This is a genomic window from Ureibacillus aquaedulcis, assembly GCF_030418165.1.
GTDB lineage: Bacteria > Bacillota > Bacilli > Bacillales_A > Planococcaceae > Ureibacillus > Ureibacillus aquaedulcis.
Window position 1 is genome coordinate 16110 of record NZ_JAUHTQ010000013.1, and the last position, 25832, is coordinate 41941.

Here is a 25832-nt window from a genome sequence, read left to right on the forward strand (position 1 = left end):
GCTTCATGTGAAGCAGCTCCTTTTTTATTGTTCTTGTGGCTCGCGGTATCGCATTGTTAATCCTTTTATAAAGTTGCGCGTGAAGTTATCTCCACATTCTTTATAGTTACGGTGATCAGCTTTTCTTAAAATTGCCCCAATTTCACCTTTGGACACATTTAATCCTGCATCATAAAAGATATCGATCATGTCTTCAGTCGTTAAACTTAAAGCAATTTTTACCCGCTTAATGAATAGGTTGTTTGCCGTATCTCTTTTACCCATTTGTTCTGGAGCTTTAGCCTGGCCCGGTTTTTGCTCCTTTTTACCACGCTTAAATGTTATAAAACCGTTTAAGAATGCTTCCAATGTGTCATAGTCGCAAAGAATAAAATTAGGGTTGCTTAGGTCAATTTCTCCATCTTCATCAAATTGCGGTTTTGTCAGGAGTTTAAGCACTTCTTCTTTTGACAATTCTTTGCCGCCCAATTTGAATATCTCGACCATATCTGTATTTTTAATATCCAATGCATAACGTAACCGAATCAGTAAATCATTATTAGTCATGTTGCTTCTCCTTTATACTCTACCTGTTAAACTCATGTATTCCTTAATTTATCACATCAGCCATTTTCCATCCATTAAATACTATTAAACAAACCGAACTTTACTCAATTTGCACATACAGTTCCAAATAATACCTCTCTCATTCAACCATAAATGTTCTCGCTTTATTTCACAATTAAAGAAAGTATTTCAAATTCAGCTTTCCCCCTATACTACCGTCGGAATTTTGCTATAATATAAAATATTTAATAACCATATGGAGGTCTTTTCATGAGACTAAATGAAAAAGAACTAGAAATAGTAGAAATTTTAGAAAAGGATGCCCGCACCGCAACTGGGGATATCGCCAAAATGGTCGGCCTAAGCGTGGAAGAAACCGAGCAATCCATCAAGAAACTAGAAGAAAATAAAGTTATTGTTCGATATATTTCAATTGTCGATTGGACAAAAGTTGAGGAACACCCAGGAGTTCGAGCGATGATCGACGTAAAAGTAACACCAAAACGCGGAGTTGGCTTTGATGAGATTGCAGAAAGAATCTATCGTTTTGATGAAGTAAATTCAGTTTACTTGATGTCTGGCACGTATGATTTATCGATTATTGTAGAAGGAAAATCAATGAATGAAGTGGCAAACTTTGTCTCTCAAAAGCTTTCTACTCTTGATTCTGTCATTTCTACAACTACACACTTCATTTTGAAGAAATATAAGCATGATGGAATCATTTTTGAACCTGATAACAAAGACAAAAGAATTGTGGTGTCACCGTAATGGAATCAACAAAACGTACGTATGTATCGAAATTGGTACATGAACTAAAACCATCAGGAATCCGCCGCTTTTTCGATTTGGCAGCAGGAATGGAAGGCGTCATCTCTTTAGGAGTTGGGGAACCTGATTTTGTAACACCTTGGCACATCAGAGAAGCTGCCATTTCTTCGCTTGAGCAAGGCTACACTTCCTATACCCCAAATGCGGGATTATTGGAGTTACGCGAAGAAATCGCCTACTATATGAAAACTCAATTTAATGTATCGTACTCGCCAACCGATGAAATCATCGTAACTGTTGGTGCAAGTTCAGCCATCGATATTGCATTGAGAACAATTTTGGACCCGGGTGATGAAGTCATCGTTGTGGAACCATGCTTCGTTTCCTATGTACCAATGGTTGAATTGGCAGGTGGCGTGGCTGTCCAAGTGCAAGCCTTAAAAGAAAATGATTTCAAAATTTTACCCGATCAAATCGAAGCGGTAATAACAGAAAAAACAAAAGCAATCATGATCTGTTCACCTAATAACCCTACAGGCACGATGTTAAGCAAAAGTGAATTAGAGGGTTTAGCACAATTAGCCAATAAATATGATTTTTTAGTAATTGCCGACGAAATCTATGCTGAGCTGGCATATGATGAAGAATATACAAGCATGGCTGCAATTGATGGGATGCTGGAAAGAACGATTTTAGTTTCCGGTTTCTCAAAAGGTTTTGCCATGACCGGCTGGCGTCTAGGGTTTGTTTGTGCACCTGTCGAGATATCAAGTGCAATGCTGAAGGTTCACCAGTATGGATTGATGTGTGCGTCTACAATGAGCCAATATGCTGCTATTGAAGCTTTAAAAAATGGGCGTCCCGATGTTGAAGAAATGGTAAAAAGCTATCGCCGACGCAGAAATTATATCGTGCAATCCTTTAATGAGATTGGACTGGAGTGCCATGAGCCTGGAGGAGCCTTCTATGCGTTTCCTTCCGTTCAATCAACAGGATTGACTTCCCAGGAATTTGCCGAAAGACTACTATTGCAAGAAGGCGTGGCCGTGGTTCCAGGTGATGTGTTTGGGGAAAGCGGCGAAGGGCATATCCGCTGCTCTTATGCATCCTCTCTAGAACAGCTGCAAGAAGCCATTAAACGCATCAAGCGATTTATTGATTCGCTTGAGTAACCAAAATACTATCGAGTAGCGAATTATTCATTTTGTAATATAGACATATAAATTTTAATAGAAAGTACTATTCGGTACTTATTCAGAAAGTTGTCCATTTAAGAAACCGCAGCCTACCATGTAAGCTGCGTAGTTTTTACGGAACCTATAGAAGTATAAATTTTTGTGAGCGGGCCTTACACAAAGCCGGGGACAAAACCGCAACGTCCTGTTGCATTGTCCCCATGACCAACTTCGTGTTGGCCCCAGAAACGAGTCGTAGAGACAACTACAAGTTGGCTCTGGGACTTGTGTGCTTAGCCCGCTCACCTAAATAGTACTTAATTAGAATTTTTATTAGTAGGCATAGTATTGTAAGATTTATATAAGTAACTAGTTAGTCTACATATGTACTTAATTAAAAAAACGAATTCCCGATAATCAGGAATTCGTTTTTATTTGTCTTATCGATTTTCTTCTTCGTCTCCCCAACATTCAACTTCTCCGATATTGGGAACGTTTTTCTTATAGAACACAGGATTTTTCCCCTGTCTGCGTTGGGCGATATAATCTTGGATAACCGGCTTCGCCACTTTCCATAGCATCAAGATTGCAATTAAGTTGATAATTGCCATCATCGCCATGAAGAGGTCTGCTAAATCCCATACAATCTGTACTTTCGCAACCGACCCAAACATAACGAAACCTACAACTAGAATACGGAATATTAGTAAGGCAGTTTTCGATTCTTTTATAAATCCAATATTTGTTTCACCATAGTAATAATTTCCGATAACAGTACTATAAGCGAACAAGAATACAGCAATTGCCAAGAAGATTCCAGCCCACTCTCCTAGATTAGAAATCAGCGAAACTTGCGTTAAATTGATTGAAGCTGAATCTGATTGAAGATACGCATCACTTAGCAATACGATTGCTGCTGTTGAAGTACACACTAGCAATGTATCAATAAATACCCCTAAAGTTTGGATTAACCCTTGCTTTACCGGGTGAGAAACTGATGCTGTCGCTGCCGCATTCGGTGCAGAACCAATACCAGCTTCATTTGAGAATAGACCACGTTTAATCCCGTTCATGATCGCTGCCCCGATCATCCCTGCAAAGGCTTCTTCCAATCCAAATGCAGATTTAAAAATCAGAACAAACATATTAGGTATTTCAGTAATATTCAAAATCACTACCAGTAAGGCTATCAAGATATAAGCTATGGCCATAACCGGTACAATTACTTGCGTAACGCTAACGACACGTTTTAACCCGCCAAATACAATAACAGCTGTTAGTATGGAAATAATGATCCCGATAACGACACGATTTGTACCAAAGCTTTCTTCAAAAGCGATTGTAATCGTGTTTGCTTGAACAGCATTGAATACAAAACCATAAGTTAACGTAATAACAACCGCAAAGAGTACACCCATCCATCTTTTGTTTAACCCTTTTTCCATATAGTAAGCAGGACCACCACGGTACATGCCGGTGCTGGAATCTTTTACTTTATACACTTGTGCGAGGGTACTTTCAATCAATGAAGAAGCTCCACCAATTAACGCAATCATCCACATCCAAAAAACAGCACCTGGCCCTCCTAGAGCAATGGCTGTTGCAACACCAGCAATATTCCCGGTCCCGATACGAGAGGCTGCAGATATTGTGAATGCTTGGAAAGAAGAAATCCCTTTTTTCTTGCCTGCATTATCTGTTGGCGATTTCTCTACAAGCAATTTAAACATTTCCGGAACCATTCTAAATTGAATGAACTTTGTTTTGTACGTAAAGAATAACCCTGCTCCTACTAACAAGATAATCAGTATGTAAGAATACAAATATGTATTTATAATTCCTAATAAATTACCAAACCACTCCATACGTTCTCCTCCTTTATCGTTCTTTACCCATTTTTCCGACACTGTATTACTTTCTTTTTGAAAGTATTTTTATATGCCTACTTAACAGTTTTAACTTCGAATTGCAAACATACGTCTAGAATCTACATTTAATAATCAAGAATTATTTAGAATAATTTTTGCAATTACGAGAAATTACAAGCATTCATTTATACATTCAAATTATAACAGTATAATATTTGAGGTGTAAAATAACTGAAAGTTCTAAAATTTATACTATCCCTAACTAACCACCATAAAACAAAAAACGAATTCCCCATAAACAGGAATTCGTTTTGGCATTAAGAATTAAAATCGTATATTTGACCTTTAATTAGGTAGGCAGTACTTTCGGCAATATTCGTAATATGATCTGCGGTTCTTTCAAGATGGCGGTTAACGAACAATAGTTGCAGTAGTTGATTCATTTCTTCCGGATGCTCACTTAGATAATTCGTAATAGTCTTGTAAGTTTCCCCATTATAACGATCCACTTCATCCTCTAGTTCTCCAACTTCTTTAGCTAATGCGATATTTTCCTCTGTAAAGGACTGCACAGCTTTTTGAAGCATCTCAATCGCGAGTTCTTTCATCTTCTCTAGATTAGTAATTTCAAGCAGTGATTTGGCAGTACCAATCTTAATCGTTGCTTTTGCGATATTTACTGCAAAATCAGCTACTCGTTCAATTTCCGATGAGATTTTTATTGCACCGATAATTTCACGTAAATCTCTTGAAACAGGTGCTTCCTTTGCCATCAGCCAAATGGCAAACTGATTAATTTCCAGTTCCAGGTTATCGATTGCGTTGTCTCCCTCAATCACTTTTAAAGCAATTTCTATATCCTGCGTTTTTAAAGCTTTAAAGGCTTTTTCAAGTGCAGTGATTGATAACTCGGACATTTCACCGATTTTTCTTTTTAGTTCTTCTAAATTTTTTTCGAAATTCTCACGAATGACCATGGTTATCCCTCCTTATCCGAATCGACCTGTAACATAATCTTCAGTTCTCTGATCCTGTGGTGTTGAGAATATTTCATCTGTATTGTCGTATTCAACAATTTCCCCATTTAGGAAAAACGCTGTTTTATCAGAAATCCTTGCAGCTTGTTGCATGTTATGAGTAACAATTACAATTGTATAATCTTTCTTCATGTTTGTAATCAGCTCTTCAACTTTTAAAGTAGAGATTGGATCCAGGGCTGAAGTAGGTTCATCCATCAGGATTACATCCGGCTTCATGGCAATCGCACGCGCGATGCATACACGCTGTTGCTGTCCACCTGACAAACCTAGGGCTGAAGTTTTTAGGCGATCTTTCACCTCATCCCAAATTGCAGCACCACGCAGGCTTTCCTCTACAATCTTATCAAGCTCTTTTTTATTTTTGATTCCTTGTCCTCTAGGGCCATAAGCTACATTGTCATAAATGCTCATTGGGAATAAATTCGGTTTTTGGAACACCATGCCTACTTTAGTTCGTAATTTAATGACATCATTCGAATTATAAATATTCTCCTGATCAATAAGGATATCGCCTGTAATTTTCACTCCATCAATTAAATCATTCATTCGATTCAGGCTACGCAAGAAAGTTGATTTCCCGCAACCAGATGGACCGATCAATGCCGTCACTTGTTTTTCATGAATATCAAGGGAAACGCCATATAGTGCTTGTTTTTCACCATAGAACAAATTTAGGTCTTTTACATTTATTTTCGATGCTCCGTCTTTACGTTGCTCCATTTCCGATATACCCTTCCCTGTCTCGTTTTGTTTAGTCGTTGTATTTGTATGTTCCATTACTGATGTAGTCATAACATACTCCTTATTTGTTTGTTGCTTTATTTAATTTTTTCGAGATAAATGTTGCCGAAAGATTAATTGCCAGTATTAAAACGATGAGCACAATCCCAATGGCCGCTGCAAGTTCAATATCCCCAGCCTCTTGTGTAACAAGATATGAGTGAACGGTTAATGTTCTTGCCGAAGAAAAAATACTTTCCGGCATTGCTGCTACAGTACCGGCTGTTAAGAAAATCGCCGCCGATTCCCCTACAATTCGTCCAATCGAAAGGATAATGCCTGATAAAATCCCTGGCATCGCACTGGGCAAAATAACTTTATATAGTGTTTGCAGCTTCGTATTTCCAAGTGCCAATGAGCCTTCCCGATATGCTGCCGGGACAGTCTTTAATGCTTCTTCAGTTGTCCGGATAATAACCGGCAATACAATGATCGTTAATGTAAGGGATGCCGCTATAATGGACATACCCAATTTTAATGTCGTTACAAAGAATACTGCTCCGAATAAACCATAAATAATCGACGGAATCCCTGTTAAACTTTCTGTTGCAAAGCGAATAACTTTTACCAAACGGCCCTGTTTCGCATATTCCTGCAAATAAACCGCAGCTAAAATCCCGATCGGTGTTGCAATAATGAGTGAAATAGCAATTGTATAGATTGTGGTTACAATCATAGGCAGTATTCCTCCACCGCCAGTTGGAGAATAATCACCGAAGATGAAATCAAAGCTAATCAGCCCGAAGCCCTTATAAAAGATAAATCCAACAATCATCACGAGAACTGCTACTGATAAGAATGCCGACAACCATAATAGACCATTTAGCAAATTATCTTTGAATTGTCTCATCCTAGTTACCACCCTTCGCGCTGATTCTTGCCAGTACAAAATTCAAGATTAAAATAAATGAGAATAAAACGATACCTGTTGCAAAAAGCATTTCCTGGTGTGTTCCTGCTGCATAACCCATTTCCAATGCTATGTTTGTTGTTAATGGGCGGATGCTATCCGTTAAGCTCGTCGGAACGATTAAACTGTTCCCCGCAACCAAGATTACAGCCATTGTTTCTCCGATTGCTCTTCCTAATCCAAGTACGATAGCCGTTAAAATCCCGGATTTTGCGGCCGGTACAACAACCCTGAAGATTGTTCCAATCTGTGAAACACCCAGTGCCAAAGACCCTTCCCTGTACGTTTTAGGGACTGCCCGAATCGCTGTTTCGGCTACTGTCACGATCGTTGGCAGCATCATGATAGCAAGAACAAGAATAACAGCAATCAAACTTTGACCTTTTACCAGCCCTAAAGTATTCTGCAAGAACGGGACAATAATCGCCAGTCCAAATACACCGTATAATACTGATGGAATGCCCGCCAATAATTGAATCGCAGGAGATATGATTTTCGCAGCTCTTTTTGAAGCAATCTCCGCTAAGAATATGGCTGTAAATAATCCTATAGGCACCCCGATGATTAATGCGCCAATCGTTGCATAGATCGAAGCGATAATCATCGGCAATATACCAAATTTATCCTCGCTTGGAACCCAATCCGTCCCTAGGAGAAAGTCAACAAAGCTATAGCCACCCGCAACAAAAGGATGGGCTCCTTTATAGAATACAAATCCAATGATAAGCAATAATGTGAATACTGATAAAAGTGCACAAATCAGAAATACTTTTGATGACACTTTTTCGAGCAAGTACTTTCTTTTATTCGCGTTGCCGATTTTCTCGGTATGATTAGTTGTTGGGATAGACACCTTTACTCCTCCAAAATTACGTTCAAAATATTTGATGTTGTCTTCCTAATAACACAAGCTTACTTAATCGGGATTGCCCCTGCTTCTTTCGCAATAGCTTGTCCATCCTCGCTTAAGATAAAATCAATGAATTTCTGTCCTGCCTGAGAGAGTTGACCATCTTTATGGACAAATAAGAATGGTCTTGATAATTTATATTTTTGTTCCAGTACATTGTCGGCTGTGGCTTCTACACCATTGATGTCAATTGTCGATATCGAATCGTCGATATATTCAAAGGAAATGAATCCAACAGCATGCTTATTGTTCGCTACGGTTGTTTTAATATTGCCGTTACCACTTGCAATAATTGCATTTTTTATAAGATCACCTGAACTATAGTCAACAATTTCTTGGAAAGCATCACGAGATCCTGAACCATCTTCACGGGAGACAACCACAATCTCCATATCATCTCCCCCGAATTCCTTCCAGTTCGTTACTTCACCAGTAAAGATTTGTTTCACTTGCTCCAATGTTAAATCTTTTACCTTGTTTGTCGGATGAGTTGCAACAACTATTCCGTCATAAGCAATGACAACTTCATTCAGCTGCGCTTTCTCTTCTTCCTTTAAATCCCTTGAAGACATCCCGATTTCGGATACTCCACTAATTGCGTTTGTAATTCCTGCGGAAGAACCAATTTGGTTGATTTCTATATTGGTATTTTCTTGTTCACCATACTTGTGTGCCAACTTTTCAGCAAGCGGTCCAACAGACGTAGATCCGGAAATAGCGATTGTATCTCCATTACTGCTGGATGCTTGTGAATTATTTTTATCATCAGTTGTACATGCTGAAAGGACAGCAAGCACAGATAATGTGAGTAATCCAAATTTCACTATTTTTATAATGCTCATTTCTTACCTCCAAGAAAGTATGTTAGGAATTTTTGTCGCACTATGTCTAATTACAGAATAAATGCATACTGTAAATTTTCATCGCGTCTTTTGTAAAGCTTTTGTAAATTCATATTAAAATCAATGCAATTGTTGTAAATTATTGTTAATATTCAGAATTCCAACTAGATTCTTTACAAAAAAATGTAATTCACTTAATAATTCTTTCCATTTATCTGACTTTTTTCTCATAAGTAAAAGCCCGAAAAATTTGCTTTTCGGGCTTTGCGTTTTTATCTGCTAGCAGATTCATGTATTCGATTGAAAGGTCCAATAATTATTTAGTATAAAATTAACTATAGGAATGATTGATATCGTAACTAATTCTCCAACGAAATAATGAAAATCAAAAATACGAACAATGACAAACATCAATATGAAGTTTAATAAAAATCCAATTGCAGATACAGTCATAAATCGTATTGCTTTCTGCCTAGTAATAATACTGTCAAAGGTATACTTTACATTCAGAAAAAACGATACGATGGTCATTATGATAAAAGCAACTGCCGATCCCATCACCGGATCCATATGTATAGCTTCAATAAAAAGAAAGACTGAAAGAAAATAGATTAACGTACTTATACAACCTACAAAACTATATTTCATAAACTTAAGGAATAACCCTTTTCTTATTAACATAACTACCTTTCCGGCTCTTACTTTAAGCAACGATAACCCGTGATTATTTTAACATTTACACTCTAGTAAAGATTCTGATCCATTATTGGAACCGCAATTTTCTATCGAGTATTTTTCTAACCATGTTCTTCCGCAAGACTGTTTCTCGTTGATTTTTACGATTAATCAACAGTATTAATTGCAAGAAAATAATCGGTAAAAAGGATTTCTTATACGCGAGATACTTGGGTTCCCAGTCTGTCGCAAATTTGCCTTTAAACTCTTTTAAACCTCTAAAATTGTACTTCTTATTTCCATAGTGATAGACAAAACGAATCGTCTTTTCGCTAATAAATGAGTGTTTGCAATTCCCCACATTAGCTAGTGGTGCCATCCCTAAACTACATTTTGGATAGCCGGCATCCTTTGCCCATATTATTATATTTGTAAATAGCACATCCATTGTCCCATGTGGACTCTGCCTACAGTTTCTCATAAGATCAATCGTTATTGTTTGCTTGTAATCCGTTGCTAGTGTAGCAAATGCAATAATTTTTCCATCTGGATTATGTAGAAGTGCTATCGGAAACCGTGAAACATATTCTTCACAAAAAGATACAACAGAAAACCCCTTCTCTTTTTCTGTTCCTAACCAGCAATCTGAAATACTTTTAATTTCAGAGATGAGTTTAGAAGAGTGTGGTGGTTCCACAACACGGAATGTAAAGCCATTTCGAGCAAACTTATTAACCCTGGTACGTAATTTTGCTCCCTTTTTTCCTGCTAATGAAAAGTCATTAAGCTTTATAATCGCTTCTTCCCCAAGCTTCATGAATCGAAATCCAGCATCATGATAGAGTTGCATATAAAGGGGATTTACTTGATAATAAATCGGTTTTACCCTGTTCCCCTTACAAAACTCATTAAATTCTTTTATTGCTGTATGAAAATTCGATTCATCGCCAATAGGATCGCCAAGCACAACGTATTTATCGAAAATTTGTTTATACACAATCAGTACATTCAAATCTTTTGTCCAAAACTGTTCTTTATCTTGTAAAAAAATGAGATGTGAGACATGGTTTCCCCCGTAATTCTTTAAAAAAGGGAGCAATTCATCATTCTGGACGTGTAGCTGATTTTCTGACAAACCTCTTTTTATAGGCTTTTTTCGAGAGTTAGAAATGAGGTCTTTCATAGAAACCACGGGTACTTCCTCCTATTAAAATAACAACATTATCTTTGTTGATAATATCACATAGTAACTACTGTTCATAGATAGTAAATAATAACTGTAGAATTCTATGTATTTTATTAACGCTATGACTCTATAAAAACAGTGAAGAAGCAGATTATCTTCTTCACTGTTCAAAAAAGCTGTTATTATTTTTTTAGGTGATATGGGACTGTAGCGACTACTACATTCTTTCTATACAATAGATAAGAGCGAATCAACAGTCCCGATTGATTATGAAGTATGTTGTGCCATCCTTTCTTTGGAATAAATTGCGGAATCACAACCGTAACCTGATAGTTGGACTCACTTGCTTTACGTTCTACAGCTTCAATAAATCTATTAAGAGGACCAAGAACACTTCTAAATTGAGAATACAAAGTCACCAATCGAACATCGGGTTGCCACGTTTGCCATTCTTCTTTAAATGCTTTCTCACTTTCTTTCTCAAATCCCACATTTACTGCAATAATTTGATCAGGCATTAGAGACTTTGCATAATTTAATGACCCCTCTACTACACGAGTCATCCCGGCAATCGGAACAATAATCACATTTCCCTCTATTTTTTTCACTAGGTCGTCATTTGTAAGTCTTAACTGATCCCCAATAGCAACATAGTGTTTTTTTATTCGATAAAAGATCCATACAATAATAGGCAGGAAAATTAGTATTGACCAAACTTGAGTAAACTTTGTAATAAAAAAAATCATTGTAACTATTAAACTAATAAAGGCACCTGTCGTATTGATGATGAACTTAGTAACCCATCCTTTAGGCTTTTCTTTAAGCCATTTCATCATCATCCCGGTTTGCGAGAGTGTAAATGGAACAAAAACCCCTACTGCATAAAGTGGAATTAAATGCTCCGTTTTTGCGTGAAATACAAGTATGAGCATTATAGAAGCCACTCCGAGTACGATAATACCATTTGAATATCCTAAACGATCCCCTCTAGCAAGAAACATTCTTGGAATAAATTTATCTTTAGCAAGATTAACTGCCAACAATGGAAAAGCAGAATAACCCGTGTTTGCAGCCAAAATCAAAATTAATGCTGTTGTCCCTTGTATAAAGAAGTACATGAAATTGCGCCCAAAAATACTCTCGGCAATTTGAGAAACAACTGTTGCCTCTGCTTTTGGTATTATTCCATAAAAATAGGCCAACACAACAATTCCAGTAAATAATATTGCAAGTAATCCCCCCATAACAGCCAAGGTTTTTGCTGCATTTTTAGGTGCCGGGTCTTTAAAATTAGGAATCGCATTAGAGATCGCTTCAACTCCCGTTAAAGCCGAACTACCAGAAGCAAATGCTTTTAAAAGTATAAATAAGCCAATTCCCGCAACAGGTGTTCCAATAGGTGTGTGCAATTCTGGAGAAATATTTCCAGTTAAAACATTGAATATACCCGCACCAATCAAAATAAATGCTGCCAAAACAAATAAATATACAGGGTAGGCTAAAATTGAAGCTGATTCGGTTACCCCTCTTAAATTTAGGATTGTAAGCAATATGACAAATAAAACAGCAATCTCAACATTATAATTTTGTAATGACGGGAAAGCAGATGTAATCGCATCAGTTCCAGCAGAAACACTTACTGCAACAGTTAGAATATAATCAACCAGCAGGGAGCCCCCTGCTACTAAACCACAATTCATTCCCAAGTTAGTTTTAGAAACTACATACGCTCCACCACCCTGTGGATAAGCAAAAATAATCTGTTTATAGGACAAAATCAAAACAGCCAAAAGAATCAACACGCATAGCGCAATCGGCACCGAATACCACATCGCCAAACCGGATATTGTAATTAATACAATCAGTATTTGTTCCGGACCATAGGCAACAGAGGATAATGCATCTGAAGAAAGGATGGCCAACGCCTTTGTTTTACTAAGTTTTTGGTCTCCTATCTCATCGTTTTTTAAAGGACGCCCAATTAGAAATCGTTTGAATGATGAAAGCATTTAAATTGCTCCTTCGTTTTATATAATAGTTCTTGAAACAATAAAAAAGTGCCTACAAGCCATAGTTAAATAGACCTGTAGACACCTATTTTTTTGGGGTCACAAGCTCCACCTTCCTTCTCATATAACGCTTACGAGGTTAGCTGTCGGATTCGGACCATTGAGTAGCCCTACCTAATAAGGATTCACCCCAAGAATGGATAAAAAATCACCCATCTAGTAATGGTTCCCCCGTACCTATTGGTTTCAGCGATTTAGAAATTTAGAACATTGATATCATACTCCCATGCTTTAAAAAAGTAAATATTATTTTTTATTATGAAAGACACTTTTTACTGTTACAGTTACTCCGGATGGAAGCTAACCCCACCCATTCATTTTTTCAGTGCAAATCCTTGAATTCAGGTGTAAACTTTAGGACTTAAAAAAAGAAAAAGTATTTTAAAAGTAGCCTTCTATAATTCCCATAGACTAATAAATAATGATTCTGATAATGTTAAAGAAAATAAAGAAGCAACAATAAGCAATGGTTAAAAGTTCAATTGATAAAGCATTGAACGTATTCATCAATAATTAGGCATTAAACAATAACAACAACTATCAATTCATGGGTTGGAAAAGCGTCTAACTTATTAGAGTTAATATAGATCTATTAAACACGAGTTATGGAGTATACGTTTTTTATATGCGGAAGGCGGAAAGAAGAATTATGTCTCAAGTTAGAAATGTAAAAATTATAGGTACAGGAAAATATCTACCTAATAAAAAGGTATTTGCACACGAACTCGATGAACTGCTGGGAGTAAAAAAGGGCTGGGTAGAGCAAAAATCAGGTGTTGCCCTTCGCTCCTTCGTTGGAAATGAAACTGCTTCACAAATGGCAGCCCATGCCGCAAGCGAAGCTATAAACGAGGCAGGGATACATAAAGAAGAGATAGATTGCATCGTAAGTGTAAGTGGGACAATGGAACAACCAATTCCGTGCAATGCAGCACTTGTTCAAAAGCAACTGGGTTTAAGTGAATCAAAAATCCCTTGTTTTGATATCAACTCCACTTGTCTAAGCTTCGTAACGGGCTTTGATACAATCTCTTATTTAGTACATAGTGGTAGATACAATAACGTACTGCTGGTTTCCAGTGAAATTGCTTCTGTTGGATTAAATTGGGAAGCTAAAGAAAATGCGATATTGTTCGGAGATGGCGCCGCTGCTGCTATACTGACGAAAACACCGGAAAATGGAAATTCCAAAGTATTGGCAGGACATATGGAAACATTTAGCGATGGTGCCCATTATACCGAAATTCGCGGAGGCGGAACTAGATTACATCCAAATAACCAAAATGCAGTCGAAACAGACTTCCTTTTTGATATGAACGGAAAATCGATCTTCAAATTATCCTCAAGAAATATTGGTGATTTTGTAGATACATTATTAGCCTTTTCCGATTGTACAATGGATGATATTAATCTAGTAGTGCCACACCAAGCGAGCGGCATGGCAATGAGGATTTTAAGGAAAAAACTAGGCATTGCAGAAGCAAAGTTCATGAACATTATCCACAATCATGGGAACACTATCGCATCTAGTATTCCAATGGCTCTGCACGAAGCAATTGTGCAGAACAAAGTGCAACGAGGAAGCAAAATTATGCTTTTAGGTACTTCAGCAGGACTATCTATCGGGGGGATTGTGTTTGAGTATTAATATCTTGCTTACAGGAGGGCGTGCTCCTGCGACTTATTATCTCGCCCGCTTGCTAAAAGAACAAGGGGACAACCTATTCATGGCAGAAAGTTTACCTAGACACTTATGTATGCGTTCGAACATGTTTGAAAAAGTATTACGGGTATGCTCACCAAATGAGAATCGACATGCCTATATCCAAGATTTAATCAAGATCATTAAAAAATATAAAATCGAACTATTAATCCCTACTTGTGAAGAAGTGTTTCATATTGCCTTAGCACATGAACAACTCTCAGAGTATTGCCGAGTTTTTTGTGAACCGTTAAATAAATTAAAAATCTTTCACCACAAGGGATTGTTCATCAACACATTAAGGGATAAGTTTAGTGAATTTATTCATGTACCTTGTACATCGGTTATCGATACAACTAAAACTATCGACAGAGCCGAAATCTCGGATTATTTGGAGGCTAACTCCATCCATTTAGATAATGAATATGTATGTAAACCCGCGTATTCAAGATTCGGTACCGAAGTTAGTTTTAAGAAAGGCGCTGAAATACCTGATTTACTCTATCAGAAGAAAAACCTCTGGGTTATCCAGGAAAAAATCGAAGGCCAACAAATTTGCACATATGCCATAGCTGATAAGGGGCTTATGCTTATGTTTAGCGCCTACCAAACAAATGATAGTGTTGGACTTGGCGCTACCATTTACTTTGAACCTTTTGCAAATCGGAAATTGGAAGAATTCGTGAGACACTATATTGAGGAATATCAGTATACAGGGCAAATTGCTTTTGATTTGATTTTGAATGGCAAAGGAGATTTTTATCCGATTGAATGTAATCCAAGAACAACCAGCGGTATTTGCCTGTTCCCTCTTGCAAAGCAAAAGCAGATACCGAAATCCTATAGAGTAGGTACAGAAACAACGATGCTCAGCCTGGCAATGCTGCAAACTCTATTTTCTAAAAACATATTAAAACAGATTTATAAAATGACCAGAGCAAAAGATATTGTCTGGAATTCAAAAGATCCACGTACCTTTTTCAGTCAAATTAGCAGCTTTATATATTTGTTGAATGAATCGAGGAAGAGAAAAATATCCAGCTATCAAATGAGTACATTGGACATTGAATGGAATGGAGAGGAGTGAGAATTGATTGAAAAGCAATATTTTAGTAACGGGAGCCACGGGGTTTTTAGGGCAACATCTTGTTAAAAGATTAGCTGAAGATGGATTTAAGGTAACGGCAATCGGTCGCAACAGAACTATAGGCAGCACTCTTCCTCAAGAGGTTCGTTTTGTAGAAGTGTCTCTGGAAGACCGGAATGGGATTTTTCAGGTAATGCAAAATCAAGATGTGGTGATTCATTGCGGAGCACTTTCTTCAGTATGGGGAAAATACGAGGATTTTTATAATACGAATGTCTTCGGTACACAAAACATGGTCGACGCCGCCCTCTTTTATAGCATAAAAAGATTCGTACATGTTTCTACTCCAAGTATTTATTTTAGTTTGCAGGAACGCTCAAAAATAAATGTTAAAGAGGACAGTGCTTTACCTAATCCCGCCGTTAATAACTATGCAAAAACGAAAAGAATGGCGGAAGAGGTTGTCGATGAAGCTTTTAATCATGGCCTACCGACGATCACAATTAGACCTCGCGCCTTGTTCGGACCTGGGGATAATGCGATTATTCCAAGACTAATCAAAACAAACCAGAAATCCGGACTGCCATTTATTGATGGTGCAAGAATATTGACTGATATTACATATGTCGAAAATGTTGTGGATGCTATATGTCTTTGTCTGTTTTCAGATGAGCGGACTCTTGGCAAGAAATATAATATTACAAATGGTGAGCCGATGTATTTGAACGAGTTATTAGAGAAAGTTTTCTTATTGCTTGGACAGCCAATAAAAAAGAAAGAAATGAAATATGAAACTATTTTACTCGCTGCAAGCTTTTTAGAAAAAACCTATCGATTGTTCAATATTAAAAAAGAGCCCATTATCACTCCCTACACTGTGACGGTTCTGGCCCACTCTCAAACTTTAAACATCGATGCAGCTAAAACAGAGTTGGGATATAAACCGCGCATTTCGGTTGAAGAAGGCATTAATAAGTTTGCAGAATGGTGGAATACTCAAAATGTTGACATATAAACTATTTCAAGCCGGCTACTGTACGCATGATGCAAAAGTGGCTTTAAAGGATGAACCATCTTATGAAATGAAGTTCCCGGCGATGGTAGCTTTATTAAAACATCCCATTAAAGGATATATTTTATTTGATACAGGTTATACCGAAAGATTCTATGAAGAGACAAAAAAGTTCCCTTTTTCTATTTACGCAAAAATAACACCTGTCTATGTAAAAGCAGAGGATAGCATACTCGCGCAGCTGGAAAAAGAGAATATTTTTGCTGATGAGATTCGCTACATCTTTTTAAGTCATTTTCATGCTGACCATATGTGCGGGCTAAAAGATTTTCCTAACAGCATTTTCATCTGCTCAAAAGAAGCCTACCACTCTGTGAAAACTAAAAAAGGAATCGGTGCTGCAAAATCTGCCTATATCCCTGATTTATTGCCAAGTGATTTTGAAGAGAGAGCTCTCTTTATAGAAGATACCAAGACTGCCCCGGTCGGCAGTCAAACAAGCTCCATGATTAGTAAGGTTTTCCAAAAACCACTGTACGACCTTTGGGGTGACGGAAGTTGTTTGGCAATCAATCTCTCCGGTCACGCCAAAGGCCAATTCGGACTAATATTTGAAGATGAAAAAAAGGAGACCGTCTTCTTGGTAGCGGACTCTGTCTGGAGAAGTGCCGCCTTCCGGGAGAATCGGCCACCTAGCAAATTAGCTTATTTTATTATGGATAACGCGAAGGAATATAAAGAAAATTTCGGAAAAATCGTACGTCTACATGCGTTGGAGAAAGGCATTAAGATAATTCCTTCCCATTGTGAAGAACCATTCTTAGTAAACAACTTCACCAAGCAAAGAGGTTTCAAATGATTAAATTGATGAACATTCTACAAAATTATCTAAAGGTAAAAAGAATCCAAAAGTATTCACCAGAAAATTTTCGAAAGTGGCAGAACAAGCAATTACAAAAACACCTCAGATGGATAAATAAAAATTCACCTTACTATCAACAACTGGGGAAAGATGGCTTAGCTAACTTAACCAATTTAACCCACTACCCTTTCATGAATAAACAGTTGATGATGGATAACTTCGATAATTTGAATACGCAAGGCGTAAGAAAAGATGAGGCTTTTAAAATTGCTATGAATGCAGAAGAAAACAGAGATTTCTCGCCGAAAATCGGCAGCACTACGGTCGGGTTATCTTCCGGTACATCCGGAAACAGAGGGATATTCCTGGTTTCCAAGGAAGAGCAATCCACTTGGGCCGGAACAATTCTAGCCAAATTATTGCCCAATGGTTTTAAGAACAAAGAGAAGATCGCCTTCTTCCTACGTGCAAACAGTAATCTGTACGAGTCGGTCCGAAGTAAAAAAATCGAGTTTGCATTTTATGATTTACTGGATCAATTTGACTCGCATATTAAAAGACTTGAGGACTATCAGCCAACTATTTTGGCTGCTCCTCCATCAATGGTTCGACGTATCGCCAGCGCTGTAAAAGAGAATAAACTTCATATACAGCCCATCAAGATCATTACAATGGCTGAAGTGTTGGACCCTTTAGATGAAGCGTACATCGAAAAAGTATTTAAACAAAAAATCCATCAAGTATACCAATGTACAGAGGGCTTCCTTGGCTGCACTTGCTCCCACGGGACAATTCATTTAAACGAAGATATCGTCTATATCGAAAAGGAATTTTTGGATGCTGAAAAAACGAAATTCTATCCAATTATTACGGATTATAAACGACGCACACAACCGATTATTCGTTATCGCTTAAATGATATTCTCACCCTGAAATCCAAACCATGTCCCTGCGGCTCTCCAATGCTGGCAATCGAACAAATCGAGGGGCGAATGGATGACCTATTTATTCTTAAAAACAAGCAAAACGGTCAATTGGAATATGTCTTTCCCGACTTTATAAGACGAGCTTGCATTACAGCGTCGGAGAATCTAAAGGAATACAAAGTGATTCAACATAGTGTTCAAGATTTAGAAGTACAATGTTTAGTTTTCGATGAAGATAAAAGGCAGGAAACGGAAGAAAGCATTAGAGCAAACTTAATGGCCTACTTGCAAGATCAATACCTAATCCCAAAAATCACTTACAGAAAATATCAGGAGAATCATCGTTTAACAAAACTAAAAAGAATTCAAAGCAATGTGGGGATTGATGAGGTTGTCCAAAATGTCCAATAATTGCAAAGCTACTCTTTACGATAAAAAGAACATGGCTGAAATGGACTGGAATTTCTATGAAAATGGCACTTTCCTAAAAGAGTATTTTACAGAGTTTATTACAGATACAACCACTTATATAAGAAACGTAGAAACGGAAGTTTGTTTTGCAGCAATTGGAAAAAAGTTAATCCCTTGTACAATCAATGACACAACATATGATAATTCGTATGTTTGCTCACCCTACACACATTACATTACTTATACAAAGGAAGAATTGCGCTTTGTTTCACCAAAACCGTTAAGATTCTTTCTGGAAGCTATCATTAATTTTTTCGGCTCTTTTGCAAAAATCATCGAGATTAACAAAATTGTTTATATTAACAATTATTGCTTGTCCACCAATTTAATAGCCCCCTTATCAAAAGAAGAGATACTTGCATTAAAAGAGCTGCTAATCGAAGGGTTTCCTGACTACCAACTAGGTTTTCATTCAATAAATGAAATTTGCCATAAGGATATGATGAAATCTTTCGAGGCTGAGGGTTTCAATCTATTACCAAGCCGGTATATCTACATTTCAACGAACAGTAGATTAAATACCCCGAGGAAAGGTGAAAGAAAGAAAAGAAGACAAGATGAAAAATGTATTACAAAGGAAATGACCATTGTTACGAACAAAGAATTAGCTACAGAGGATATCGAAAGAATTGTTGAGCTTTATAATCAGCTATATATCGAGAAATATTCTGACTTAAATCCCCAATTCACCTATAGATTCATTGAAAACTTATTAAAAAAGAATTTGCTGGTCTTTCAAGGAATTAAAATCAACGGAAAATTGGAGGCAATTTCCGGAACATTTATACTGAATAATATGATGACAAATCCGATTTATGGATATAACCTTTCATTATTTCCTCAGTACCAACTATATCGGATTTTAAGGCACTTAAACACAAGATTGGCGCTGGATAACAAGTTATTATATCACCAAAGTGCCGGAGCCGGGAATTTCAAGAAAGCTAGAAGCGGAGAAGGAACCCCTGAATATACAGCCTTGTATGTGAACCATCTCCCTTTCCACAAGAAGATTTTTTGGAAATCACTTTCTTTTTTACTTAAAAAAATTGGAATTCCTCTAGTTGAAAAACTCGAACTATAAGATTATTCAACTTTCCATTCTTGAATATAAAAAAGGAGCTCAACCCGCAAGTATGGTTGAGCTCTTATTACTATAGTCTCTTGTTTTTACGGGCCTTCATTTCATCCTGCATTTCATTTTCCATTGCCTCAATGGATTGTTTCCGACGCTCATTTTTATCTTGAAGCCGCTCTCTTTCTTCGGGGCTTGCAAACTCCATACTGATTTCTGCTTCTTTTAGTTTACTTTTCGTATTCTCAATCATGTCATGCAATCGTTCCACATTATTGTGTCTATCATCAGGCTTAGGTTGCTTATCTTTTTGCATGTGTACCCTCCAAATTACTTTTAAAGGTAGTTTGGATCTCTTTTACTTATATATACAAAATTACTTTCTAAATAAATAATACCTATCAAAAAAGGGCAAGATTCCACAAAAATAGCTTGTGATATCTTACCCTTAATGTTTATTGAACAGAACTTTCTAAGTCCTTATTGTAATTGAACTGAGATGGGTCGACTTTAGTAAAGTCTGCCGGTGTATAGAATCTTAGTAAATCACCATTCACAACTCGATCTGATAATTGTAGTTTATAATCTACATCTTTTTTGTACTCATTTGCTGTTTCCAGCTGACTTTCATCCAATGGCAAGCCGGTTTTAGCATCATAGAATTTATCACTGATGGAATAGATACTTGGGCTAACAAAATCACCATTTCTAAATGGTACTACTTCATTATGCTCTTCGGATAATATATCTGTACCAAATTGAACATAGTTATGTGTATCCACACCAAGTAAATGTAATAATGTCGGCAGAAGATCTACCTGTCCTCCAAAAGTATGATTCACTCCACCTTCCATACCAGGAATGTGAATAATTAATGGTACTCGTTGTAAATTTGTACTTTCGAAAGAATCTATTTCTTTCCCCATGAGTTTAGACATGGCTCTATTGTGATTTTCCGAGATACCATAATGGTCACCATAAAGAACGAATACACTATTCTCGTATAAACCTGCTTCTTTTAATTGGGCAAAGAACTGTTGGATTGCTTCATCAGCATAACGGGCTGTTTGGAAGTAATCATCGACACTCGCATCTCCGGTATCCGCTTTCCCAATCGTAGTCAACTCTTGATTGATCTTGTATGGATAATGGTGTCCAACCGTAATAAATTTCGTATAGAACGGTTGAGGCAATGTCTCTAGCAGTGGTACTGATTGTTCAAAGAACGGTTTATCCAGCAAGCCATATTCGGCCATATCGATTTCGTTGCTTGTATCATAGTATTTGGCATCAAAGAAATGGTTATAGCCAAAAGCTTTATAAATCTTATTGCGGTTCCAGAAAGTACCGCTATTGCCGTGGAATACGGCTGATGTATAGCCATTGTCACTTAAGATTGCCGGCGCTGCTTGATACGTATTCTCGCCTTTTGTAATAAACGCAGATCCTTGAGGTAAACCAAAGATAGAGTTTTCAAGCATAAACTCGGCATCCGATGTTTTACCTTGAGCTGTCTGATGGAAGAAGTTATCAAAGTATAGTGAACTTGAATCTCCTGCTAATGAATTGATGAACGGAGTGACCTCTTCACCATTTAATTTATAGTTGATTAAAAAGTTTTGGAATGACTCTAGGTGAATATAGATAACATTCTTTCCTTTTGCTATACCAAAATAGTCTTTGTTCGGTTCAGCATAATTGGATTTTGCATAGTTGACTACTTCAGTCATATCGTCGTTATCTGCAAGAACCCTTTGTGAAGACGCCTTTACCGTTTCAGTAGCATCATAAAGAGTATAGTTATACATACCTAAGTACTTCACGATATAGCTTCTATCAAACCCACGAGTTAATAATTGTGGGCGATCGGCATTCGCAAGTTCCAAATTGACTGCAGAAAATCCGATAATGAAAGCGATCAACGCCATAGCTCTTTTATAGCCCATTCTAGTAGTGTCTTTTTGTATTCTCTTAGTTGAACATAAGTAAATTACAACCAGCACATCCACGAAGAATAGAATATCAGTTGGATGCAATAGCGAAACTACACTGCCACCTAAATCTCCAAAGTTTTGCGTTTGGAAAATCGTCGGTAATGTAATAAAGTCACTAAAGAATCGGTAATAAACTGCATTGGCATATAAAAGGATGGACATGAGTGTGTAAATGATCGCTAATGCCGCATAACGTCCTCTTCCTTTAAATACAAACGCAAAGCCAAGAAATAACATTGCCGACCCTAGTGGATTGATAAATAAAAGGAATTGTTGAAGAGGCCCTTCAACCCCTAAATCAAACTGCGTTACTTGCGTGATATATGTTTTAAACCATAGCAGGATTACTGCTAATGAATACAGACCGAAAAATTTATTTAAAAAGTTGGTTTTATTATTATATAAACCTTCCATGTTTCCACCTTCCTATTATTCTAATACAGTAAATATGAAAACTAGCTTAATTATTCATTTTCAAAGGATAAACAATTAACATTTACATTAGAAGATAATTTTGGTAAAATGTAATACTATCAATTTTTCCAGATGTTTTTCTAGAACTTTTATACATTACATCATAACTACTATTCTGTCAAGTTATAAATAAGTAAATTTTAATAATTTTCCCCTATCACACTACTACATTATATAGATATATCATCCAATAAAATAACTTATATTCCCTTCTATTTCAATCTACTAAATTACCCAAAAATAAAATTATATCAAAATAACTCCGGTTTTTATGGTACTTTATATCTTCCTAATATTGTCATTCACAATAGCAAGTATAGACTAGATTGAAAGTTTTTACACACAATTGTTAACCTATTGTAACTTTATTAAAAATCTCTTTACATTACTATTAGAACGTAATTAGCCTTAAAAAGTTTCAAATTAAAACTTTATGAGAAAAATAAAAAGGATTGAACCGGTTAAATACCGAATCCAAATCCCTGGAATCTATAATATAGACTACTCTTTATGGCACTTCATGATAAGCGACTTAATTTGCTGCCTTTTTCTTCTTATAATATAAATACCATACATAAAAAGCAGCAAGAAGAAAAGCTTTACCAATGAAGATGAAGTAATGGTACTGCATCGGAAGAATTAACAATAAAATTATTTCAACGGGAATCATCGGAAAAACAGTATAGAACCACATTCTTACAACGGGATTTTTAAAGTTCATTTCGATTATTTCCATTTCTATCCCCTCTACCATTATTTCACTAATCAATTATCTCAAATAATTTTTGGAACTTCCATTGGTTCATTTAGTATTTTTTATCATCAGAAATCCACTATCAACTTATTAAGAGAATTTCCCCTAAGATATATGAGAAATATTCTCGCAATCTAAATGCCATAGACGTAAACGAATTATCACCTCCCTGTTCTTTTTTACGAAAAAATCTATGTTACGATAATCACGGATTAGCAACATAGAATTTGGAGGAAAGCTCAATGTTAAAAAAATTAATTTCGATAGTACCTGTAGCGGCACTTACCTTAACTGTTGGCGCTAACGTACAAGCTGCAACAGTAACCGTTCAAAAAGGGGATACCCTTTGGGATTTGGCTCGTGCAAATAACACATCCGTGGATACGATTCAAACTGTAAATCATCTGAATACAGACCTTATCCATCCTGGGGACTTATTGACAATTGCAAAAGAAAAGCATTATACGGTGAAGTCCGGAGACACATTATGGGACATAGCGAAAAAACATCATGTAACAGTTTCCCAACTTTTAGGATGGAACAATTTAAATTCGGATCTCATTCATCCTGACTTAAATCTATTAATCTTTGAAGGTGCGAAAACGAGCACTGCGGCTGTGAGTAAAAATGCAACCTCACCAGCAACTATAGATCATAAAGAAACAGCGGCACCAACAAATAATGAAACATCAAAAGCAAGTTCACCAAAGGCAGCTGCACCAACTACAAATAGTGAAGAATCAAAAGCAAGTGCACCAGAGGCAACTGCACCAACTACAAATAACGAACAAACTAAAGAAAGTACACCAGAGGCAACTGCACCAACTACAAATAGTGAAGTTTCCAACGAAAGTACACCTGCTGAAGCTGCTCCATCAACAAGCAATACAGATTCCAAAGTGCTTATAATGGAAGCTACAGCCTATACTGCATCATGTGAAGGATGTTCAGGTATTACGTCTACCGGAATTAACCTTAAAGAAAACCCGGATGCAAAAGTGATATCGGTTGACCCTACTGTAATCCCATTAGGAAGTAAAGTTTATGTAGAAGGCTATGGGGAGGCAATCGCAGGAGATACTGGCGGCGGCATTAAAGGAAACAAAATCGATGTCTTCATTGCTTCAAAACAGGAAGCTGTAAAGTTTGGCGTAAAACAATTAAAAGTAACAATATTAGACTAATAATAGCTGATCAAGATTCGGTTAACCTTTCTATCTTCTATCTATTTGGATATAGAAAATATAACAAAAAGGGACCATCCAGGTCCCTTTTTGTTGTTCAAGAATAGCTTCAAGCAGAAGTCTATACACTTTTGGTTGAAGATTTTAAGACTGGTACATGATTGGCATTTGCTTGTTTTTCGTCTGCATAGTCAGCACGTTCTTCACGAATGAGGCTCATCGCAATTGCACCAAAAATTGCAGCTACCCCAATTGCAAAGAAGTTAAATTGCGGCTGCAAGTTAAATGTCAGCAAAATCCCCATATACGTTGGAGCAACAATCGAACCGATGCGTCCAAAAGCCATTGTACTGCCAAGTGCAGCTGCTCGAACATCCACGGAATAGTATTGTGCTACATATGCATTGGACATATTTTGCAAGCCGACTGAAGCTGCTCCAATTATCGCAATTAATCCATATGCAATATAAATATTATTTGAGAATCCTATGAGCACTAAGGACACTGCCCCTACAAGATAAAGCGGGATAAGGACACGCTTAAAGCCAAGCAGCTGTATAAGGTTTCCGAAAACCAATGTTCCGCCAATAGCGCCTATTTGAAGAACAGCGACAAATAGTAGACTTGATTTTAAATCATAGCCTGCATTCATCATCAGTGTTGGGAGCCATGTATTTAAAGAATACATTAAGATAAATGTACAGAAACAAGATAGCCAGAACATTGCTGTACTTAAACCAAGTTTGTTTTTGAATAGATCACGAACGGATGATTTTTTCAACTGTTCCTGTTCAACATACGTAAATTGGACATCATTCGAAAGCTTTGGCTCGATTTTTCGAAGGATTGCAACAAGACCACTTGTATCTTTTTGCTTCATTAAAGTACTGATCGACTCAGGAACGATACGAACAACAAAAGGCAACAAAAGCAGCGGCAAGCCCCCAATCCAGTATACCGGCTGCCATCCGAAATTTTCGAGCAATACTTGGCCGCTAATTGAGGCACTCATCGCACCAACTGAATAACCGCAAAAAATGAATGAAATAATGGCGGCACGATGTTTTGCCGGTGCGTACTCAGAAATTAAAGCGGCGATATTTGGCATAACACCACCAAATCCCAAGCCTGCAATTACACGACAAACAATAAAGAATAAAGGTGAAGATGCAAACCCGGATAATAATGTAAAGAAACTGAATAAGAACGTTGTTAATACAATAATGCGCTTTTTCCCGAAACGATCTGCATACAGCCCGAATATGACTGCACCAACTGCCGTACCAATCGTTGTATAACTACTGATCGCCCCTGCAACGATATTCGAGATTCCCCAGTCTTCTTTCAGCAAAGGAATAGTGGCACCATAAATAACAACATCATAGCCGTCGAACATCATAATAATAAATAAGCAAAGAACAAGAATGTAGTGGAAACCTTTCAATTTACTTTGATTAACGATTTCAATGGGATTCACTGTATTCATAGAAACCACTCCGATTTGAATTTTATTTTGTAG

General features: G+C 37.0%; 23 protein-coding genes and 1 riboswitch. Of the genes, 9 read left to right on the forward strand and 14 right to left on the reverse strand.

Annotated elements, in window-relative coordinates; genetic code table 11:
• Positions 1 to 24 precede the first annotated feature (24 nt).
• Positions 25 to 546 carry a YehS family protein gene (locus QYB95_RS14875; protein ID WP_301139147.1) on the reverse strand — a complete coding sequence of 174 codons (522 nt, stop codon included), beginning with the start codon at positions 544 to 546 and terminating at the stop codon, positions 25 to 27.
• Between the two features lie 270 nt (positions 547 to 816).
• Between QYB95_RS14875 and QYB95_RS14880 the strand changes: the two genes are divergently transcribed.
• Positions 817 to 1317, forward strand: coding sequence for an Lrp/AsnC family transcriptional regulator (locus QYB95_RS14880; RefSeq protein WP_301139148.1), 501 nt, complete (start codon positions 817 to 819; stop codon positions 1315 to 1317).
• Positions 1317 to 2489, forward strand: coding sequence for an aminotransferase (locus tag QYB95_RS14885; RefSeq protein ID WP_301139149.1), 1173 nt, complete (start codon positions 1317 to 1319; stop codon positions 2487 to 2489). Before QYB95_RS14880 ends, QYB95_RS14885 begins: the two co-directional genes overlap by 1 nt.
• A 443-nt stretch (positions 2490 to 2932) precedes the next feature.
• Here QYB95_RS14885 and QYB95_RS14890 read toward each other — a convergent pair whose 3' ends face one another.
• From QYB95_RS14890 to QYB95_RS14925, 9 genes are all read right to left on the reverse strand, one after another.
• On the reverse strand, positions 2933 to 4357 hold the full coding sequence (locus QYB95_RS14890; protein ID WP_301139150.1) for an alanine/glycine:cation symporter family protein: 1425 nt from the start codon (positions 4355 to 4357) through the stop codon (positions 2933 to 2935).
• Between the two features lie 320 nt (positions 4358 to 4677).
• Complete coding sequence (gene phoU / locus QYB95_RS14895) at positions 4678 to 5337, reverse strand: phosphate signaling complex protein PhoU (protein WP_301139151.1); 660 nt, start codon at positions 5335 to 5337, stop codon at positions 4678 to 4680.
• 12 nt (positions 5338 to 5349) lie between these two features.
• Positions 5350 to 6120, reverse strand: a complete 771-nt coding sequence (pstB, locus tag QYB95_RS14900; RefSeq protein ID WP_301139232.1) for a phosphate ABC transporter ATP-binding protein PstB — start codon at positions 6118 to 6120, stop codon at positions 5350 to 5352.
• Positions 6121 to 6202: 82 nt separating this feature from the next.
• Positions 6203 to 7030, reverse strand: coding sequence for a phosphate ABC transporter permease PstA (pstA, locus tag QYB95_RS14905; protein WP_301139152.1), 828 nt, complete (start codon positions 7028 to 7030; stop codon positions 6203 to 6205).
• A gap of 1 nt (position 7031) precedes the next feature.
• Positions 7032 to 7943 carry a phosphate ABC transporter permease subunit PstC gene (gene pstC, locus QYB95_RS14910; RefSeq protein WP_301139153.1) on the reverse strand — a complete coding sequence of 304 codons (912 nt, stop codon included), beginning with the start codon at positions 7941 to 7943 and terminating at the stop codon, positions 7032 to 7034.
• A gap of 59 nt (positions 7944 to 8002) precedes the next feature.
• Positions 8003 to 8842 (reverse strand): phosphate ABC transporter substrate-binding protein, encoded by an 840-nt coding sequence (locus QYB95_RS14915; RefSeq protein ID WP_301139154.1) that lies wholly within the window; start codon positions 8840 to 8842, stop codon positions 8003 to 8005.
• A 288-nt stretch (positions 8843 to 9130) separates the two neighbouring features.
• Positions 9131 to 9523: a GtrA family protein gene (locus tag QYB95_RS19310; RefSeq protein ID WP_425609210.1), complete on the reverse strand. Its 393-nt coding sequence runs from the start codon at positions 9521 to 9523 to the stop codon at positions 9131 to 9133.
• 82 nt (positions 9524 to 9605) lie between these two features.
• On the reverse strand, positions 9606 to 10700 hold the full coding sequence (locus QYB95_RS14920) for a phosphatidylglycerol lysyltransferase domain-containing protein (RefSeq protein WP_301139155.1): 1095 nt from the start codon (positions 10698 to 10700) through the stop codon (positions 9606 to 9608).
• 185 nt (positions 10701 to 10885) lie between these two features.
• Positions 10886 to 12712: an APC family permease gene (locus tag QYB95_RS14925; RefSeq protein WP_301139156.1), complete on the reverse strand. Its 1827-nt coding sequence runs from the start codon at positions 12710 to 12712 to the stop codon at positions 10886 to 10888.
• 112 nt (positions 12713 to 12824) lie between these two features.
• Positions 12825 to 12974: riboswitch (cyclic di-AMP (ydaO/yuaA leader) on the reverse strand.
• Between the two features lie 447 nt (positions 12975 to 13421).
• Between QYB95_RS14925 and QYB95_RS14930 the strand changes: the two genes are divergently transcribed.
• From QYB95_RS14930 to QYB95_RS14955, 6 genes are read left to right on the forward strand one after another with little or no spacing between them, the layout of a single operon-like run.
• Complete coding sequence (locus tag QYB95_RS14930; RefSeq protein WP_301139157.1) at positions 13422 to 14420, forward strand: beta-ketoacyl-ACP synthase III; 999 nt, start codon at positions 13422 to 13424, stop codon at positions 14418 to 14420.
• Entirely contained in the window at positions 14410 to 15561 is a 1152-nt protein-coding gene (locus QYB95_RS14935; RefSeq protein ID WP_301139158.1) for an ATP-grasp domain-containing protein, read from the forward strand. The genes QYB95_RS14930 and QYB95_RS14935 overlap by 11 nt, the downstream gene beginning before the upstream one ends.
• A 19-nt stretch (positions 15562 to 15580) precedes the next feature.
• A complete protein-coding gene (locus QYB95_RS14940) occupies positions 15581 to 16576 on the forward strand; it encodes an NAD-dependent epimerase/dehydratase family protein (RefSeq protein WP_301139233.1) in 996 nt (331 codons plus the stop codon).
• Positions 16563 to 17432 carry an MBL fold metallo-hydrolase gene (locus QYB95_RS14945; RefSeq protein WP_301139160.1) on the forward strand — a complete coding sequence of 290 codons (870 nt, stop codon included), beginning with the start codon at positions 16563 to 16565 and terminating at the stop codon, positions 17430 to 17432. The genes QYB95_RS14940 and QYB95_RS14945 overlap by 14 nt, the downstream gene beginning before the upstream one ends.
• Entirely contained in the window at positions 17429 to 18772 is a 1344-nt protein-coding gene (locus tag QYB95_RS14950; protein ID WP_301139161.1) for a F390 synthetase-related protein, read from the forward strand. The genes QYB95_RS14945 and QYB95_RS14950 overlap by 4 nt, the downstream gene beginning before the upstream one ends.
• Complete coding sequence (locus QYB95_RS14955) at positions 18762 to 19916, forward strand: hypothetical protein (protein WP_301139163.1); 1155 nt, start codon at positions 18762 to 18764, stop codon at positions 19914 to 19916. The genes QYB95_RS14950 and QYB95_RS14955 overlap by 11 nt, the downstream gene beginning before the upstream one ends.
• Before the next feature lie 70 nt (positions 19917 to 19986).
• On the opposite strand, the gene tlp is transcribed toward QYB95_RS14955, so the two are convergent.
• From tlp to QYB95_RS14970, 3 genes are all read right to left on the reverse strand, one after another.
• On the reverse strand, positions 19987 to 20223 hold the full coding sequence (gene tlp, locus QYB95_RS14960; protein WP_301139164.1) for a small acid-soluble spore protein Tlp: 237 nt from the start codon (positions 20221 to 20223) through the stop codon (positions 19987 to 19989).
• A 139-nt stretch (positions 20224 to 20362) separates the two neighbouring features.
• Positions 20363 to 22315, reverse strand: a complete 1953-nt coding sequence (gene ltaS, locus QYB95_RS14965; protein ID WP_301139166.1) for a lipoteichoic acid synthase — start codon at positions 22313 to 22315, stop codon at positions 20363 to 20365.
• A gap of 592 nt (positions 22316 to 22907) precedes the next feature.
• Entirely contained in the window at positions 22908 to 23111 is a 204-nt protein-coding gene (locus QYB95_RS14970; RefSeq protein WP_301139167.1) for a hypothetical protein, read from the reverse strand.
• 260 nt (positions 23112 to 23371) lie between these two features.
• On the opposite strand from QYB95_RS14970, the gene QYB95_RS14975 reads away from it, so the two are divergent.
• The gene (locus QYB95_RS14975) at positions 23372 to 24313 is read left to right on the forward strand and encodes a LysM peptidoglycan-binding domain-containing protein (RefSeq protein WP_301139168.1); all 942 of its coding nucleotides are present in this window, start codon (positions 23372 to 23374) and stop codon (positions 24311 to 24313) included.
• A 121-nt stretch (positions 24314 to 24434) separates the two neighbouring features.
• Here QYB95_RS14975 and QYB95_RS14980 read toward each other — a convergent pair whose 3' ends face one another.
• On the reverse strand, positions 24435 to 25799 hold the full coding sequence (locus QYB95_RS14980; protein ID WP_301139169.1) for an MFS transporter: 1365 nt from the start codon (positions 25797 to 25799) through the stop codon (positions 24435 to 24437).
• Positions 25800 to 25832: the final 33 nt, after the last annotated feature.